Below are 16269 nucleotides of genomic sequence, written 5' to 3'. Positions count from 1 at the left end.
GTACGGGATCCCGTACGCGGCGCTCGTCGTCGCTCTGAAGCGTGCCGCTCAGTCGAGGTAGTCGCGCAGAACCTGCGAGCGCGACGGGTGACGCAGCTTGCTCATCGTCTTGGACTCGATCTGGCGGATCCGCTCGCGGGTCACGCCGTAGACCTTGCCGATCTCGTCGAGCGTCTTGGGCTGGCCGTCGGTGAGGCCGAAGCGCATCGAGACCACACCTGCCTCGCGCTCGGACAGCGTGTCGAGGACCGCGTGCAGCTGCTCCTGCAGGAGCGTGAACGACACGGCGTCGGCCGGGACGATCGCCTCGGAGTCCTCGATGAGGTCACCGAACTCCGAGTCGCCGTCCTCGCCGAGCGGCGTGTGGAGGCTGATCGGCTCGCGACCGTACTTCTGTACCTCGACGACCTTCTCCGGAGTCATGTCGAGCTCCTTGGCGAGCTCCTCCGGGGTGGGCTCGCGGCCCAGGTCCTGCAGCATCTGCCGCTGGACACGGGCCAGCTTGTTGATGACCTCGACCATGTGCACCGGGATGCGGATGGTGCGGGCCTGGTCGGCCATTGCGCGGGTGATCGCCTGGCGGATCCACCACGTCGCGTAGGTGGAGAACTTGAAGCCCTTGGTGTAGTCGAACTTCTCGACCGCACGGATCAGACCCAGGTTGCCCTCCTGGATCAGGTCGAGGAAGAGCATGCCGCGACCGGTGTAGCGCTTGGCCAGCGAGACGACGAGTCGCAGGTTGGCCTCGAGGAGGTGGTTCTTGCCGCGGCGACCGTCCTCGACGATCCACTCGAGCTCCTCGCGCATCGACTCCGAGAGCCGCTTGGCGGTCGCGAGCTGCTCCTCGGCGAAGAGGCCGGCCTCGATCCGCTTGGCCAGCTCGACCTCCTGGCCGGCGTTGAGCAGCGAGACCTTGCCGATCTGCTTGAGGTAGTCCTTGACCGGGTCGGCGGTCGCACCGGCGACGGTGACCTGCTGCTCCGGCTCGTCGGTGTCGTCGGCGGCCGAGATCGTGAAGCCCGACGCCTCGTCTTCCTTGAGCGTCGGGTCGGTCTTGAGATCCTTCACGAACACCTCGTCGGGGATGTCGGGGAGGATCTTCTTGCCGTTCTCGTCGACGATGATCGCGTTGGCGGTGACGTCGACGGCAGCGGACTTCTTGGCCGACGTCTTCTTGGCGGGCGCCTTTTTGGCCGGAGCCTTCTTGGCGGCGGCCTTCTTCGCCGGGGCGGCCTTTTTGGCGGGTGCCTTGGCGCCCTGCTCGGTCGTCGCCTTGACGGTGGTGCGGGACCCAGCCTCCGCTACGACTGTCTTCCGTGCTCGACTGTCGGGCGCTGAAACCACGAGGTGACTCCCTTGGGGTGTTCGGACCAAAAGGTCGCTGCGAGCGTTCGAGGGCGCGGTCAACCGGCCTCCCGTCAACCGCGGCACCGTCCAGTGTGCCACGCGCGCGGACCGAACCACGAACCGCCTCGGCCCGACGCACGGACCGTGACCGAAACGCGACCTTTGGGGACGGTCGTCGCTTGGCCAGGGCCGCCACGTCGATCCTACGGACGCCCGATCAGCTGCTGGCTTTGACGGCGAGCACGGGGCACGTCGAGTCGAGAAGGACCCGCTGCGCGTTGCTCCCGAGGATGAGCTTGCCGACCGGCGAACGTCGGCGCAGGCCGATCACGATGAAGTCGGCGCCCGTCTCGTTGGCGACCTTCACGAGATCGTCGGCGGGATCCATGCCGCGGACCAGCTGGCGGACCTCGGAGTCGACGCCGGAGTCCGTGAGCTGGGCACGCACCTCGGCGAGCTGCTCCTCGGTCTTCACGGCGTCCTCGTCGTCGAAGTCCCGTCCACCGCGGTGGGAGTTGACCACCACGAGGTGCGCCCCCCGAAGCTTCGCCTCCTCGACGGCTCGTGCGAGAGCCGCGCGGCCCTCGGGCTTCGGGACATATCCCACGACGATCGTGCCCATCCTCGACCTCCCAGTGTCAATGTGGTCCCGACACTATCCCCGATCGCCCCGTCTCGGCACCCGGCACGAGGGTGTGGACAGGCGCCGCACACTCCATCGCGCCGGACACACGCTGAAGGCATGACCGCGCGCCCTCCACTCCCCCACCCACCGCTGCTCGGAGTCGACCCCGACGTGGCGCTGCGGCTCGCCCAAGAGCTGGTCGCGCGGAGGGCGCGCGCGTACGCCGGCGGCAGACACGAGCCGGCCCTCACCGTGTGGGCGTACGACACCGCGCGAGCCACGCCGTTGGGTCGGTGGTCGGCGTCGCCGCGCGTCGCCGGCAAGCTCGACGGCTGGCTGAGGGGCGAGATCATGCGGCGCCTCCTCGGCCCGTACGACGATGCCTCCCGGTGGCCGCTCGCGGTCTGGGAACGGACGGGGGCGCTGCGCCCGAGCGCCGACGATCTGGCCTGGCACACGGCGTGGCTGCGGCACGCCACGACGACGCCGGTCCAGCCCCTCCTAGTCGTGACGCACGCCGGCTGGCTGAGCCTGCCCGACGGCACGACCTGGCGACAGCGACGCGCGCGCGCCTGAGGAGTCGCGCTCAGTCCCAGGTGTGCACCGGCTCGTTGGCGTGCATCCGCTCGCGGTAGTCCTGCGTCATGGCCCGCAGCGCTTCTGCACGATCGGTCCCTGCCCGCTCGTACAGCGTCCGGAACCGCTCGATCTGCCAGGTCGCGCCGTTGCGCCCGGTGAGGCAGCGCTGCTCGATGATGCCGAGATAGAAGTCGCGGTCGGCAGGGTCGACGCCGAGCGCGTCCAAGCCCTGCGCCGCCAGCGGCAGGAGGCGGCGCAGCACCAGCTCGGTCACGCCGACCGTGCCGATGCCGGGCCAATAGATGCTCGCGCCGATCCCGTCACGCGCCCCCACCGTGAAGTTCTCCTCGGCGGCGCTGAACGACATCTGCGTCCACAGCGGCCGGTCGGCGTCGACGAGCGCGCGCACGAGCCCGAAGTAGTACGCCGCGTTGGCGACCGTGTCGACCACCGTCGGGCCGGCGGGCAGGACGCGGTTCTCGACTCGCAGGTGCGGCCGGTCGCCGACCACGTCGTAGATCGGACGATTCCACCGATAGATCGTGCCGTTGTGCAGCCGCAGCTCCGACAACGTCGGGATGTCACCAGCGGCGAGCACGGCCTCAGGGTCCTCCTCGTCGAGGACGGGCAGGAGCGCCGGGAAGTAGCGCACGTTCTCCTCGAACAGGTCGAAGATCGACGTCACCCAGCGCTCGCCGAACCACACCCGCGGACGCACGCCCTGGGCCTTGAGCTCCTCCGAGCGCGTGTCTGTCGCCTGCTCGAACAACGGGATGCGCGTCTCGTGCCACAGCTGCTTGCCGAGCAAGAACGGCGAGTTAGCGCCCAGCGCGAGCTGGGTCGAGGCGATGGCCTGCGAGGCGTTCCAGTAGGCGGCGAACTCCGACGGCGCGACCTGGAGGTGCAGCTGGACGCTCGTGCACGCGGCCTCGGGCATGATCGACTCCGAGGTCGTCGACAGACGTTCCTCCCCTGCGATCGAGATGGCGATGTCCTCGCCGCGCGCAGCGAGGACCTGCTCGGACAGCAGCGCGTAGCGCGGGCTGGCAGAGATCGTCGCCGGCGTCATGTGTCCCGGCCGCAAGGTTGGCAAGATGCCGATCATCATCAGGTGGGCGCCGACTGGACGTGCCTGGACCTCGGCGTGGTTGAGGGCGTCGCGGACGGTCTTCTCGTACGTCCGCAGGCCGGCTCCGTCCAGCGCCCGCGGAGCGATGTTGATCTCGATGTTGAACTGACCCAGCTCGGTCTGGAAGTCGTCGTCGGCGATCGCCGAGAGGACCTCCGCGTTTCGGAGGGCCGGAGCCCCCTTGTCGTCAACAAGGTTGAGCTCGATCTCGAGGCCGGTCATCGGCTGTGCGGCGTCGAAGCGGGTGTCCTTGAGCATCCGCGAGAAGACGTCGAGACTCCGACGGACCTTCTCACGGAACGCGGTCCTGTCCTCGCGCGTGAAGACCTGCTCGTCGACCTCTTGACCCATCGCACCCCTCCTGGACTCTGCGGCCGCGCGGGACCGGTCGGCAGACAGCTCCAGCCTAGGAGAGTCCGGGCACGGAGCGCAGCACCTCCTCGGTGCCCATCCCCACCCACGAGCGTGGATCGAGACAACCCGATAGCGCCGACTGGATCAGCACCGCCATCGAGTAGTCGGGAGCGACCACGCGCACCCGGTCGAGCGCGCACTGGGCCTGTGCCCCGTCACCGCTCAACCATGCGGCAAACGCGGCGAGTGTGAGCGCCGGCACCTCGAACGGGAGCGGCGCACTGACGGCCACCTGGCGCCACAGCTCGAGCGAACGGACGGCGTTGTCGTGGGTGATCATCGTCCACGCTACGTCACGGATGATGACCAACGACGCCCACACCGCGAGCAAGGCCCGATCCTCGGCGCTGATCACGACCGGCTCGTCCTCGTCCCCCTCGAGGACCGCGTCGAGGACCGGGACGACCCGGTCGAGTCCGCGCCGCAGCGTACGGAGGTCGCGCTGCGGATCCTGCGCTCCCGCGGCGCATGCAGCGAGTGCGGTCAGCTCGGGCCCGGCCGCGAGGGCGACGTCATCGCGTGCCGCGCCGGTGACCGGCTCGAACCGCCGCGCGAGCGTTGCCCTGTCTGGGAGGATCTCCATCCCACGGAAGACAGCCTCCGCCAGCACCGCCGAGCCCTCGACGTCGCACGGGACCCCCTCGGGCGGGCAGCACCGGGTGTCGTCGCAGGAGTACGAGTAGAAGCGCTCCCCGTCGAAGCGCGCCGCGTCGGCGAGCCGCACGCCCTCCTCCTCGAGCCGCGCCACAAGCGCGTCGACCGCCGGGCGCGCCTCACCGTCGTCATCGGCGTACGCGAGGACGATCACTGCCTCGGGCTGCTGCGCGACCAGGTAGCCGACCAACGCCTCGGCCAGAGCGGGAGCATCGTCGGGCGGCGGCAGGTCGACGCGCAGGCGGAACCCCACCTGGCTGCGCGCGCCGTTCAGGCACAGCGCGACCAGCGAGTGCTCGGGGTGGAAGCCGAACATCGCGGGGACGGCGCCGATGAGGTCGGAGAGGGTGCGGGCACGGATCACGTCTGTCATGGCAGACAGCGTGGTCCGCCCGCGAGCGGTCGTGGGTCCCCGTCGCGCGGCCTGTGGACGCCCGTTCACGTCGTCCACAGGCTGGGCGTCGGAGCCGCCGGACACAATGGACGCATGCGCCGCCAGGCCACCTTCCTCCATCTCGACCTCGACGCGTTCTTCGCCGCGGTCGAGCAGCGCGACAAGCCCTCGCTGCGCGGCAAGCCGGTCGTCGTCGGCGGGCTCGGGCCCCGCGGAGTGGTGTCGACCGCGTCGTACGAGGCACGCGCGTACGGGGTCCGCTCCGCGATGCGGACGGCAGAGGCCCGCGCGCGCTGCCCCCACGCGGCCTACCTGTCCGGTCGGTTCGACGCCTACCGCGAGGCCAGCCGGGCCGTGATGGCGCGCCTGCGGGAGATCTCGCCGCTGGTCGAGCCGCTGTCGCTCGACGAGGCGTTCGTCGACCTCGCCGCAGGAGAGGAGTCGCGGTTCCTCGACCTCGTCGGCGCCCGCGCCCTGGCCGAGCAGGTCCGCGCCGACATCACGGACCGCACCGGCGGGCTCACCGCCTCGGTCGGCATCGCCTCGTCCAAGTTCCTCGCCAAGATCGCCAGCGAGCTCGCCAAGCCCGACGGCATCCACGTCGTAGAGCCCGGCACGGAGCTCGAGATCCTCGCACCGATGTCCGTACGCGCCATCCCAGGCGTGGGCCCAGCGACTGCCGAGCGGCTGCGCCGGATGGGCGTGCACACCGTCGAGGAGCTGCGCGGTCTCGACGTCCCGGAGCTCACGTCGCTTCTCGGGACCGCGTACGGGACCTCGCTGCACGCGCTCGCCCGCGGCGTCGACCACCGTGCGGTCATCGCCGAGCGCGAGACCAAGTCCCTGAGCGTCGAAGACACCTTCGAGACCGACATCACCGACCCCCGCGTCCTCGCTGACATCGCCACGACGATGAGCCGGCGTCTGTCCGCGCGGCTGCGCGAGCGCGGCATGTCCGGCCGTACGGTCACGCTCAAGATCCGCCACCACGACTTCGAGACCCACACACGCTCTGCGACGCTCGCGGGGCCGACCGACGACGCCCGGACGATCGCGCGGACGGCGACCGGCCTGCTGGCCGAGATCGACAGCTCCTCCGGGCTGCGGCTGCTGGGTGTGGGCGTCTCCGGCATGGCTGACTGGGTCCAGGACGACCTGTTCGTGACCGAGGAGGAGCCGCCCGCCGACGACGAGGGCGACAAGGTCGCCGCGGTCCCCGTGGCCTCCGCACGCGCCCGTACGCGGTGGCCGGCCGGGGCCGACGTCGTGCACGCCGAGCTGGGTCCTGGATGGGTCTGGGGGTCGGGCATCGGCCGTGTCACCGTGCGCTTCGAGACCCGTACGAGCGGCCCCGGCCCCGTGCGGACGTTCGACGTCAACGACCCCTCGTTGCGACCGGGTACGGTCGAGCCATGAGCACCCCTCCGGTCGCCAAGCGGCACCCGCAGGTCCGCGTCCACCACGGCGACGAGGTCGTCGACGACTACGAGTGGCTGCGCGACAAGGACAACCCCGAGACCCTCGCCTACCTCGAGGCCGAGAACGCCTACACGGCCGAGCGGACCGACCACCTCGCCCCGCTGCGCGAGCGCCTCTTCGACGAGATCAAGTCCCGGGTGCTCGAGACCGACCTGTCGGTGCCGGTGCGCCGTGGCGACTGGTGGTACTACGCCCGCACCTTCGAGGGCCGCGAGTACGCCGTCCACTGCCGACGCCCGATCGCCGGCCCCGACGACTGGACGCCGCCCGAGCTCGACTCCGCCAACGCCGTCGAGGGCGAGCAGGTGCTCCTCGACGGCAACGCGGAGGCCGAGGGCCACGACTACTTCGCGCTCGGCGCGCTGAGCGTGAGCCGTGACGGCAACCTTCTCGCGTACTCGACCGACACCGAGGGCGATGAGCGCTTCACGCTGCGCGTCAAGGACCTCCGTACGGGCGAGCTGCTCGGCGACGAGATCACCGGCGTCTCGTACGGCGCGACCTGGTCCTTCGCGGCCGACCACCTCTACTACTCCACCGTCGACGACGCCTGGCGGCCCGACAAGGTCTGGCGCCACGCGATCGGCACCTCCGCCGAGTCCGACGAGCTGGTCTTCCACGAGACCGACGAGCGCTACTTCACGGGCATCGGCGCGACGCGCAGCGACCGCTACCTCGTGATCGCCTCCGGCTCCAAGATCACCACCGAGCTGCGGGTCCTCGACGCGACCGATCCCACGGGCGAGTTCCGGGTCGTCGCCCCACGTCGCGAGGGCATCGAATACTCCGTCGAGCACGTCGTGGTCGGCGGCGAGGACCGTTTCCTGATCCTGCACAACGACGGCGCGCTCAACTTCGCGCTGGCGAGCGCCCCGGTGGCGACCCCGGGCCCGGAGCACTGGCGCACCGAGATCGCGCCCCGCGACGACACCCGGCTGGAGGACGTCGACGCGTTCGCCGACTTCGTCGTCCTCAGCCTGCGCCGGGACGCGCTCAGCCAGGTGTCCGTGATCCGCCTCGACCCCGCGGCCGAGCCCGGCGCGCCCCTCGGCCCCCAGGAGCCCGTCGTCTTCGACGAGCCGCTCTACACCAGCGGCGTCGGCGCCAACCCCGAGTGGCACCAGCCCGTCGTCCGCCTCGGCTACACCTCGTTCGTCACCCCCGAGACGGTGTACGACTACGTGGTCGACACCGGCGAGCTGGTCCTGCGCAAGCAGCAGCCCGTGCTCGGCGGCTACGACCCGACGGCCTACGAGCAGCACCGCGAGTGGGCGATCGCCCGCGACGGCACCCGCGTCCCGATCTCGGTGGTCGTCCGCAAGGGCGTTCCCCGCGACGGCACCGCCCCGGCGCTGATCTATGGTTACGGCGCGTACGAGGCGAGCATGGATCCGAGCTTCCGGGTCACCCGCCTCTCACTGCTCGACCGCGGCATCGTCTTCGCGGTCGCGCACGTGCGCGGCGGTGGTGAGATGGGGCGCGGCTGGTACGACGACGGCAAGCTGCTCCACAAGAAGAACACCTTCACCGACTTCGTCGACGCAGCACGCCACCTCGTCGCCCAGGGCTGGACGAGCGCGGAGCGGCTCGTCGCCGAGGGCGGCTCCGCAGGGGGCCTCCTCATGGGTGCCGTCGCCAACGACGCCCCGCAGGACTTCGCCGGCATCCTCGCCGTCGTGCCGTTCGTCGATGCGCTCACATCGATTCTCGACCCGTCGCTCCCGCTGACCGTGATCGAGTGGGACGAGTGGGGCGACCCGCTCCACGACGCCGACGTCTACGCCTACATGAAGTCCTACACGCCGTACGAGAACGTCGTCGCCCAGGACTACCCCAAGATCCTCGCCATCACGAGCCTCAACGACACCCGTGTCCTGTACGTGGAGCCGGCCAAGTGGGTCGCGCGCCTGCGTGCGGTCGCGGGCGCCGACGTCCTCCTCAAGACGGAGATGAGCGCGGGCCACGGCGGGGTGAGCGGCCGCTACGAGTCCTGGAAGGAGCGGGCGTACGAGCTCGCCTGGGTGATCGACACGCTCGGCGCGCCGGAGGAGCCGGTGCCGTCCGACGGCTGACGCCGCTCACGGGGCGTTCCTGTCAGTGTGGTGCGCAAGGATCGGTCGGATGAGCCGAACGATCTACTACACCGCCAGCAGTCTCGACGGATTCATCGCGACGCCCGACCACTCGCTCGACTGGCTGCTGTCCCAGCCGCTGTCCGACGACATCTCGGCCGAGATGGAGGGGCTCACCACGCGGTTCGGGGCGATGCTCATGGGCTCCAGCACCTACCAGTGGATGGTCGACCACGAGCAACTCCTCGACAACCCCGACGCCTGGCCGTACGCGGCGCCGACCTGGGTGATGACGCACCGCGACCTCCCGGTGGTCCCTGGCGCCGACATCAGGTTCGCGCAGGGAGAGGTGGCGGCCGTTCACGCCGAGGCCGTCGCCGCGGCCGGCGGCAAAGAGGTCTGGGTCGTCGGCGGCGGGGACCTGGCCGGCCAGCTCGCGGATGCGGGTCTCCTCGACCAGATCGAGATCTCGTACGCCCCCGTCACGCTCGGCGCCGGCGCCCCGCTGCTGCCGCGACGACTCGACCTCGTGCAGGGTGACGTTCGTCACGACGGTACGTTTCTCTCCGCCACCTACACGCTCGCGCGCTGACCATCATCGCCCTCGCCGGTCTCGTACGAGGAGCCGATTCGCCCGCTATTGCAGGAGTTTCGGCTGATCTGGAAGGGATCCGGTCTCCCCGCGGGCTGTGATTCCGGTTAAGAAACACCTGAGACCGGCACCATTAGCACGCTTCGTTCGTCGTTTCCAGTGCCGGACGGAATCGACTGGCATCCGATCGTGTTGTCAACGATCGAGTAACGAACGAAGTGAAGGAGCTGGTCTGCGTGACGACAGCAACGACTCAGGTGCGCGAGCGCGTCGAGGGACGAGACAGCGTCGGGATGTACCTCGACGAGATCTCGCGTACGCCGCTGCTCGACGCCGCTCGGGAAGTCGAGCTGAGCAAGACCATCGAAGCCGGACTCTTCGCCCAGCACCTCATCGAGGAGGGACGCGTCGGGCGCAAGAAGGGCGGCGCCCCGAAGTACGCGACGCTCGAGGAGCTCGAGTGGATGGTCGCCGAGGGTGAGCGTGCCCTCGACGAGTTCATCACCGCCAACCTTCGCCTCGTCGTGTCGATCGCCCGCAAGTACGGCCGCTCCCAGATGCCGCTGCTCGACCTTGTGCAGGAGGGGAACACCGGCCTGATCCGCGCGGTCGAGAAGTTCGACTACCTCAAGGGCTTCAAGTTCTCGACGTACGCGACCTGGTGGGTCCGTCAGGCCATCACGCGCGGCATCGCGCAGCAGGGTCGTGTGGTCCGCCTCCCCGTCCACGTCGTGGAGGAGCTCAACCAGGTCGGCGCCGCGCGCCGCAACCTCGAGCGCAAGCTGGGCTACGAGCCTGACCCCGCCGAGATCGCCGAGGAGCTCGAGATGACCGTCGAGCGTGTCCTCGACCTGCTCGCGTGGGGACGCGACCACGTCAGCCTCGACTCCCCCGTGGACGAGGACGGCGACACCTCGCTGGGTGACCTGGTCGCCCGCGAGACCCAGCCCGGCCCGGACCACGCGGTCCTCGACACCGAGTCGCGCGACCGGCTCTCGGGCCTGGTCGAGCACCTCGGCGAGCGTGAGGCCGACATCATCCGTTGCCGTTACGGACTGCTCGACGGACGCCAGCACAAGCTGGCTGACATCGGCAAGCGTCACGGCATCTCCGCCGAGCGGGTCCGTCAGCTCGAGCGGGAGGCGATCCAGCGACTCCGCAAGATCGCCGACCCGGACCTCGCCGCCTGACGGGGGCGCAGCGAGCTCCGAGCACTCCAGGGGCCGGCGCCCCGACCCACCGCGGTCGGGGCGCCGGCCTTCGTCGTACGAGGCGCTAGGCCCGAGGGCTCTCGCCGACTCCGAGCGACAGGCGCTCCCACAGCGCGCCGACGGCATCGGCGAGCTCGTCGAGGGAGCCGGTGTTGTCGAGGACCACGTCGGCAGCCTGGAGCCGCTGCTCACGCGTCGCTTGAACGGCGATGCGGCTCTGCGCCTCTGCACGCGACATGCCGCGGTTGGCCGCCAGACGCTCGATCTGGGTCTCGACCGGGACGTCGACGACCACCACCACGTCGTACAGCCCCGCTTGGCCCGTCTCCACCAGCAGCGGCACGTCGTGGACCACTACGGCACCCGGACCGGCGGCAGCCTCCAGCTCGGCTGCCCGCGCGCGGACACGAGGATGGATGATCGCCTCGAGGTCACGCCGTGCCTGGTCGTCAGCGAAGACGAGGGCTCCCAGGGCAGGGCGATCAAGGCGGCCGTCGCTGTCCAGGACCGCCTCGCCGAAGCGCTTGACGATGGCCTCGAGGCCCGATGTGCCCGGCTCGACGACCTCGCGGGAGAGGGCGTCGGCATCGACAACGATGGCCCCGTGCTCGCGCAGCAGCCCCGCGACCGCACTCTTGCCCGCGCCGATGCCCCCGGTGAGCCCGACGCGCGTCACGCAGACCTCCTCGCGCCGCTCCCGGGGACCACAGGCCAGTGATCGGCGCGCAGCGTCTCCATCCGTGCCAGTGTCCCGTCGTCGAGGGGTGCGACGTCGACCTCGGTCACCCGGTCGTACGCCCGCACCAGGGTGCTCGCGACCGTGTCGACGTCGAGGCCCGGCGCCTCCTCGAACACCGATCCGATCGAGCGCCGGCGCAGAGGGAGCTCGAGACGGTTGTGGACGATCGGAAGGGCTGCACGCAGCGATGGTCCGTCGCCGAGGACGACGACCGCACTGAACAGCCACGCACCGCGGACGATGCGCTGCGCGGTGCCGACGAGCTTCGCGACGCCACGTGCGTTGACGCTGTACTCGCCTGGGCAGTACTCCCCTGGCACGGCGCCCAGGCGGGCATCGACACCCAGCTCCTGGAGGACGCCGGTGAGCAGCGCGCCGTAGTCGCGGAAGCGATCGCGCATCCCCGTACCCGGATCCGGATCGGGGCTCACGTGGTCGATCACCAGTGTCTTGTCGGTGTATGCGGCCACGCGGCCTCCCGCCCCACGGACGATCGGCGCGAAGCCGAGCGCCCGGCTCGCCTCGGTCGCTGACACGAAGCCCGCACGCCGGACGTCGGAGCGCCCGAACGCCGCGGTCGGGACGCCAGGCACGCTGATGCGGACCGTCGGACCGATCTCGCCGTCGGACGCCTGCCTCAGCAGGGCGTGCGCGATCGCCACGTCGGTGACCGGATCGGAATCCACCGGCTTGGGATCGAGGATGAAGCGCACGGGGCAAGGCTACCCAGCCTGGCCGGGAAACGACGAGGCCCCTACCCGACTGGGTAGGGGCCTCGTTCAAGGCATCAGCCGTGGCGGGTGATCACTCGCCGCCGGTGAGCTTGTCGCGCAGGGCCTGCAGCGCCTCGTCCGAGGCGAGAGCGCCACCGCCGCCGCCACCGCCGCTACCACCGTTGGTGGACGGACGGCTGCTCGACTCCTGCGGAGCAGCGCTCGAGTAGGAGCCACCGCTGCTGGCCTGACCGGCCTCACGAGCCGCGGTCTCCGCGTCGACGATCTGCTTCTTGTGGGCCTCCCAGCGGGTGTGGGCCTCGGCGTACTGCCGCTCCCACGTCTCGCGCTGCTCGTCGAAGCCCTCGCGCCACTCGCCCGTCTCCGGGTCGAAGCCGTCGGGGTAGATGTAGTTGCCCTGGGCGTCGTACGACGAAGCCATGCCGTAGAGCGTCGGATCGAAGTCGTCGGCGTCCTGAGCGACCTCGGTCTCGTTGGCCTGCTTCAGCGACAGCGAGATGCGGCGACGCTCGAGGTCGATATCGATGATCTTGACCATCACCGAGTCGCCGACCTGGACGACCTGCTCCGGGATCTCAACGTGACGCTCGGCGAGCTCCGAGATGTGCACCAGGCCCTCGATGCCCTCCTCGACGCGCACGAAGGCGCCGAACGGGACGAGCTTGGTGACCTTGCCCGGGACGATCTGGCCGATCTGGTGGGTCCGGGCGAAGTGCTGCCACGGATCCTCCTGGGTCGCCTTCAGCGACAGCGAGACGCGCTCGCGGTCCATGTCGACGTCGAGGACCTCGACCGTAACCTCGTCGCCCACCTGGACGACCTCGGACGGGTGGTCGATGTGCTTCCACGACAGCTCCGAGACGTGGACGAGCCCGTCCACACCACCGAGGTCGACGAATGCGCCGAAGTTGACGATCGACGAGACGACGCCCTTGCGGATCTGACCCTTCTGCAGCTGCGTGAGGAAGTTCTGGCGAACCTCCGACTGCGTCTGCTCGAGCCAGGCGCGACGCGACAGGACCACGTTGTTGCGGTTCTTGTCGAGCTCGATGATCTTCGCTTCGAGCTTCTGACCGACGTACGGCGCGAGGTCGCGGACACGGCGCATCTCGACCAGCGACGCGGGCAGGAAGCCACGCAGGCCGATGTCGAGGATGAGGCCGCCCTTGACGACCTCGATGACGGTGCCCTCGACGACGCCGTCCTCGTCCTTGATCTTCTCGATGTCGCCCCAGGCGCGCTCGTACTGCGCCCGCTTCTTCGAGAGGATCAGACGCCCCTCCTTGTCCTCCTTCTGGAGGACGAGGGCCTCGACGGCGTCGCCGACCGAGACGACCTCGTGGGGGTCGACGTCGTGCTTGATGGACAGCTCCCGCGAGGGAATGACGCCTTCGGTCTTGTAGCCGATGTCGAGGAGAACCTCGTCACGATCGACCTTGACGATGGTGCCGTCGACGATGTCACCGTCGTTGAAGTACTTGATGGTCTTGTCGACCGCGGCGAGGAAGTCCTCCTCGCTACCGATGTCGTTGATCGCGACCTGCGGCGCTGCGGGTGCTGCCTGGATGCTGCTCGTCATATGGGATTGAGTCCTGGGTGGATAGAAGTCGTGCCGGAGCGAAGAGGACCCTCGTTTGCTGGGTGCGGGTGATCACAAGGCGGTTTCAATCGCTCCACATGGGCCCGACGCAGCGTGAGCACGAGCCCGCTCGGTCTGGGGTCGTGCGAGTCCACAACGCACCCCCAAGGGTACGGGGTCGCGCGTCACAGGGTCAACGCGGGCTACCACACCCCGCTGGCGGGGTCATCGCACGGGTGCAAGGAACGCCGCCAGCGCGTCCGCGTACATCCCCGGATCAGCGGCTCCCATCAGCTCTCGCGCCGCGTGCATCGCCAGCTGCGGAGCCCCCACATCGACGGTCGGGATGCCCGTGCGAGCGGCCGTCATCGGTCCGACCGTCGACCCGCAGGGCAGGTCGGCGCGGTGCTCGTAGCGCTGCATCGGCACGCCGGCCTGGGCGCAGGCCAGGGCGAACGCCGCGGCGCCGGTCGCGTCCGTCGCATAGCGGAGGTTGGGGTGAACCTTGAGGACGGGCCCGCCGTTGGGCACGATCTGGTGGTGCGGCTCGTGCCGGTCGGCATAGTTCGGGTGCGTCGCGTGCGCCATGTCGCCCGACGCGACGAGCGAGGCCGCCACCGCCCGGTGGTAGTCGTCGCGGGTGCCGCCGGCAGCGAGGACGATCCGCTCGATCGCCGTCACGAGAAGGTCTGACTCGGCGCCGCGGTCGGAGGTCGACCCGACCTCCTCGTGGTCGAACAGCACCAGCAGCGGGACGATCCCATCGGTCGCGCGCTCGACGGCATCGAGCAACGCGGTCGTGCCCGCCCAGCACGTCGTCTGGTTGTCCAGGCGCGGCGCGGCCAGCAGGTCGCCGTTGCGCCCGAACACTCGGCTCGGCACGAGGTCGTGGACCATGAGCTCCCAGCCGAGCAGGGCGTCGACGTCGACGTCGAGCGCGACCGCGACGTCGGACAGGACGCCGGCCCCCTCCCCCACGCCGTACAAGGCGTCGAGGTGGCGCTGGGGGTTGAGCTCGACGCCCTTGCGGTCCTCCGCCAGGTGGATCGCCAGCTGCGGCACGGTGAGGACCGGGTCATCGATGCGGACGAGCCGCTGCTCGACGCCAGCCCCTGTCCGTACGGTCACGCGACCGGACAGCCCCAGCTCGCGGTCGAGCCACGAGTTGAGCAGCGGTCCTCCGTACGGCTGCAGCGCCACCGTCTCCCACCCCGCGCTCGTCCGGTCGGGGTGCTGCTTGAGACGCAGGTTCGGCGAGTCGGTGTGCCCTCCGACGATCCGGAACGCCGACTGCGGGCCCTGCGCCGACTCGGTCGACCAGGCGACGAGCGAACCCCCGCGCACGAGGTAGTAGCGGCCCAGGGCGATCGGCCAGGCGTCGGTCTCGCGGACCAGAGCGAATCCGGCGGCCACGAGCCTGCCGGCGACCTCCTCGCACAGGTGGAAGGGCGACGGAGAAGCGTCGACGAGCGCGCACAGGTCCTGTGCGCGCTCGTCGAGTGGGCTGGGGGTCGTGCTCTCGGAAGACATCGACGTCATCGTAGTCAGCCCAACCACGAGGACGTCAGACGATCACACCTTCGCGCTCGCGGTGTCGGCTGGCGCGTCGGAGTCGGACGACGCGTGCTTCGGGGTGTCGTCGCCGCCATTGCGGCCGCGGAGCAGGATCACGGCTCCACCGAGGACGAGCACCACACCGAGGATGCCGCCGATCAAGGGGATCCAGACGCGGATCATCTTGAGCAGCGAGGCCTTGGTGGCGTAGTCGTCGACCGTCGCCTTGACCGTCTCGTCGTCGTAGCCGAGCTTGGCGTCGGTGATCGTCGCCTTGGTCTCGCCGTCGACCTCGAGCGTCGCGAGCTGCGCCTCCTGGCCCTTGATGATGACGCCGGTCTCCGGCTCGACCCAGAGGGTGCGGGTGTTGCCGTAGATGCGGTCCGCCAGCACGGTCGCCTCGGTGCTGCCCACGAGGTTGCCCGGGACCTGCAGCTCGGCGATCTTGACCGGCTCGATCTCCTGGACGAACTTGTAGACCGAGAGGCCCTCAAGCTCGTCGGTGCCCTCGTACGTGACAGGCGTCGCCTTCTTGACGGACCCGTCCCAGAACTCGTAGTCCTCCTTCTGGGTGTTGAAGGGGAACTTGAAGTACTGGCCGTAGAACACGGTCGGCTCGATCTTGACACCGCTGGTCTCGGTGCTCGCACCGGTCCACCGGACGGTCTCGCCGGAGTAGCGCTCGAACGGAACGAGGTCACGCGTGCCGCTCAGGGCGTCCTCGGAAGCGGTGCCCGGAGGCGCCGTGAAGGAGAAGGTGTCCCACACCGCGATGTCCTCGTCGAGCTCGTCGCTGGCCTCCTTGCTGGCCTCGACCTGACCGACGACGAAGCGGCGCGACTCCAGCGGGCCGGTCTCGATGGCGGGGCCACCCTCGGCTCCGACGTTGAGATAGGTGGCGTCGTCACCCGGCGCCGTCTTGGAGACGGTCTCGGTCTCCTGGTCGAGCGGCACGGTGGCCAACTGGTCGTACGCATACGTCTTGGCCAGGACGGCCAGAACCAGGAGGAACGCGCCGATGACGACGGCTGCGAACCCGGTCTTCTTGCCCACGTGAACTCCCTCACAGTCGATGAGACGGACGCGACACTACCAGCCGGTAGTGAGAACTACGGCCTTCGGCTCACAACGATTCGGCATCGCCAGCAACTCGGCGCCTGGGTTCCC

The 16269-nt window shown here is 69.7% G+C and carries 14 protein-coding genes; 5 read left to right on the top strand and 9 right to left on the bottom strand.

Annotated features, from left to right (window positions below; all coding sequences use genetic code 11):
• Window positions 1-48 precede the first annotated feature (48 nt).
• The gene (locus HCT63_RS19015) at window positions 49-1344 is read right to left on the bottom strand and encodes an RNA polymerase sigma factor (protein ID WP_208322518.1); all 1296 of its coding nucleotides are present in this window, start codon (window positions 1342-1344) and stop codon (window positions 49-51) included.
• 220 nt (window positions 1345-1564) lie between these two features.
• Window positions 1565-1969, bottom strand: a complete 405-nt coding sequence (locus HCT63_RS19010; RefSeq protein ID WP_167008589.1) for a universal stress protein — start codon at window positions 1967-1969, stop codon at window positions 1565-1567.
• Between the two features lie 120 nt (window positions 1970-2089).
• Here HCT63_RS19010 and HCT63_RS19005 point away from each other — a divergent pair, with 120 nt between their 5' ends.
• Window positions 2090-2548, top strand: coding sequence for a hypothetical protein (locus HCT63_RS19005; RefSeq protein ID WP_167008586.1), 459 nt, complete (start codon window positions 2090-2092; stop codon window positions 2546-2548).
• 10 nt (window positions 2549-2558) lie between these two features.
• Here the strand turns inward: HCT63_RS19005 and HCT63_RS19000 are convergent, their stop codons facing one another.
• The gene (locus HCT63_RS19000) at window positions 2559-4031 is read right to left on the bottom strand and encodes a glutamate-cysteine ligase family protein (protein ID WP_167008584.1); all 1473 of its coding nucleotides are present in this window, start codon (window positions 4029-4031) and stop codon (window positions 2559-2561) included.
• 55 nt (window positions 4032-4086) lie between these two features.
• Entirely contained in the window at window positions 4087-5121 is a 1035-nt protein-coding gene (locus HCT63_RS18995) for a DUF4192 domain-containing protein (protein ID WP_167008582.1), read from the bottom strand.
• Window positions 5122-5235: 114 nt separating this feature from the next.
• Here HCT63_RS18995 and HCT63_RS18990 point away from each other — a divergent pair, with 114 nt between their 5' ends.
• The 4 genes from HCT63_RS18990 (at window position 5236) to HCT63_RS18975 (ending at window position 10475) form a co-directional block, all read left to right on the top strand.
• Window positions 5236-6558, top strand: coding sequence for a DNA polymerase IV (locus HCT63_RS18990; RefSeq protein WP_167008579.1), 1323 nt, complete (start codon window positions 5236-5238; stop codon window positions 6556-6558).
• A complete protein-coding gene (locus HCT63_RS18985; protein WP_167008576.1) occupies window positions 6555-8693 on the top strand; it encodes a S9 family peptidase in 2139 nt (712 codons plus the stop codon). The genes HCT63_RS18990 and HCT63_RS18985 overlap by 4 nt, the downstream gene beginning before the upstream one ends.
• A gap of 49 nt (window positions 8694-8742) precedes the next feature.
• Complete coding sequence (locus HCT63_RS18980) at window positions 8743-9285, top strand: dihydrofolate reductase family protein (protein WP_167008573.1); 543 nt, start codon at window positions 8743-8745, stop codon at window positions 9283-9285.
• 293 nt (window positions 9286-9578) lie between these two features.
• On the top strand, window positions 9579-10475 hold the full coding sequence (locus tag HCT63_RS18975) for a sigma-70 family RNA polymerase sigma factor (protein ID WP_167009328.1): 897 nt from the start codon (window positions 9579-9581) through the stop codon (window positions 10473-10475).
• 85 nt (window positions 10476-10560) lie between these two features.
• On the opposite strand, the gene coaE is transcribed toward HCT63_RS18975, so the two are convergent.
• The 5 genes from coaE to HCT63_RS18950 all read right to left on the bottom strand — a co-directional run bounded on the left by coaE (window position 10561) and on the right by HCT63_RS18950 (window position 16155).
• On the bottom strand, window positions 10561-11172 hold the full coding sequence (coaE, locus tag HCT63_RS18970) for a dephospho-CoA kinase (protein ID WP_167008570.1): 612 nt from the start codon (window positions 11170-11172) through the stop codon (window positions 10561-10563).
• Window positions 11169-11948, bottom strand: a complete 780-nt coding sequence (locus HCT63_RS18965) for a lipoate--protein ligase family protein (protein ID WP_182397159.1) — start codon at window positions 11946-11948, stop codon at window positions 11169-11171. The genes coaE and HCT63_RS18965 overlap by 4 nt, the downstream gene beginning before the upstream one ends.
• 91 nt (window positions 11949-12039) lie before the next feature.
• Window positions 12040-13548, bottom strand: a complete 1509-nt coding sequence (gene rpsA / locus HCT63_RS18960) for a 30S ribosomal protein S1 (protein WP_167008567.1) — start codon at window positions 13546-13548, stop codon at window positions 12040-12042.
• Window positions 13549-13773: 225 nt separating this feature from the next.
• Window positions 13774-15078: a M18 family aminopeptidase gene (locus HCT63_RS18955; protein WP_243843123.1), complete on the bottom strand. Its 1305-nt coding sequence runs from the start codon at window positions 15076-15078 to the stop codon at window positions 13774-13776.
• A 42-nt stretch (window positions 15079-15120) separates the two neighbouring features.
• Window positions 15121-16155 carry a DUF3068 domain-containing protein gene (locus HCT63_RS18950; RefSeq protein ID WP_167008561.1) on the bottom strand — a complete coding sequence of 345 codons (1035 nt, stop codon included), beginning with the start codon at window positions 16153-16155 and terminating at the stop codon, window positions 15121-15123.
• Window positions 16156-16269: the final 114 nt, after the last annotated feature.

This window comes from Mumia sp. ZJ430, assembly GCF_011751845.1.
Taxonomy (GTDB): Bacteria; Actinomycetota; Actinomycetes; order Propionibacteriales; family Nocardioidaceae; genus Mumia.
Note: the sequence above shows the minus strand (reverse complement) of the source record. Positions and strands in the feature narration are given on the sequence as shown.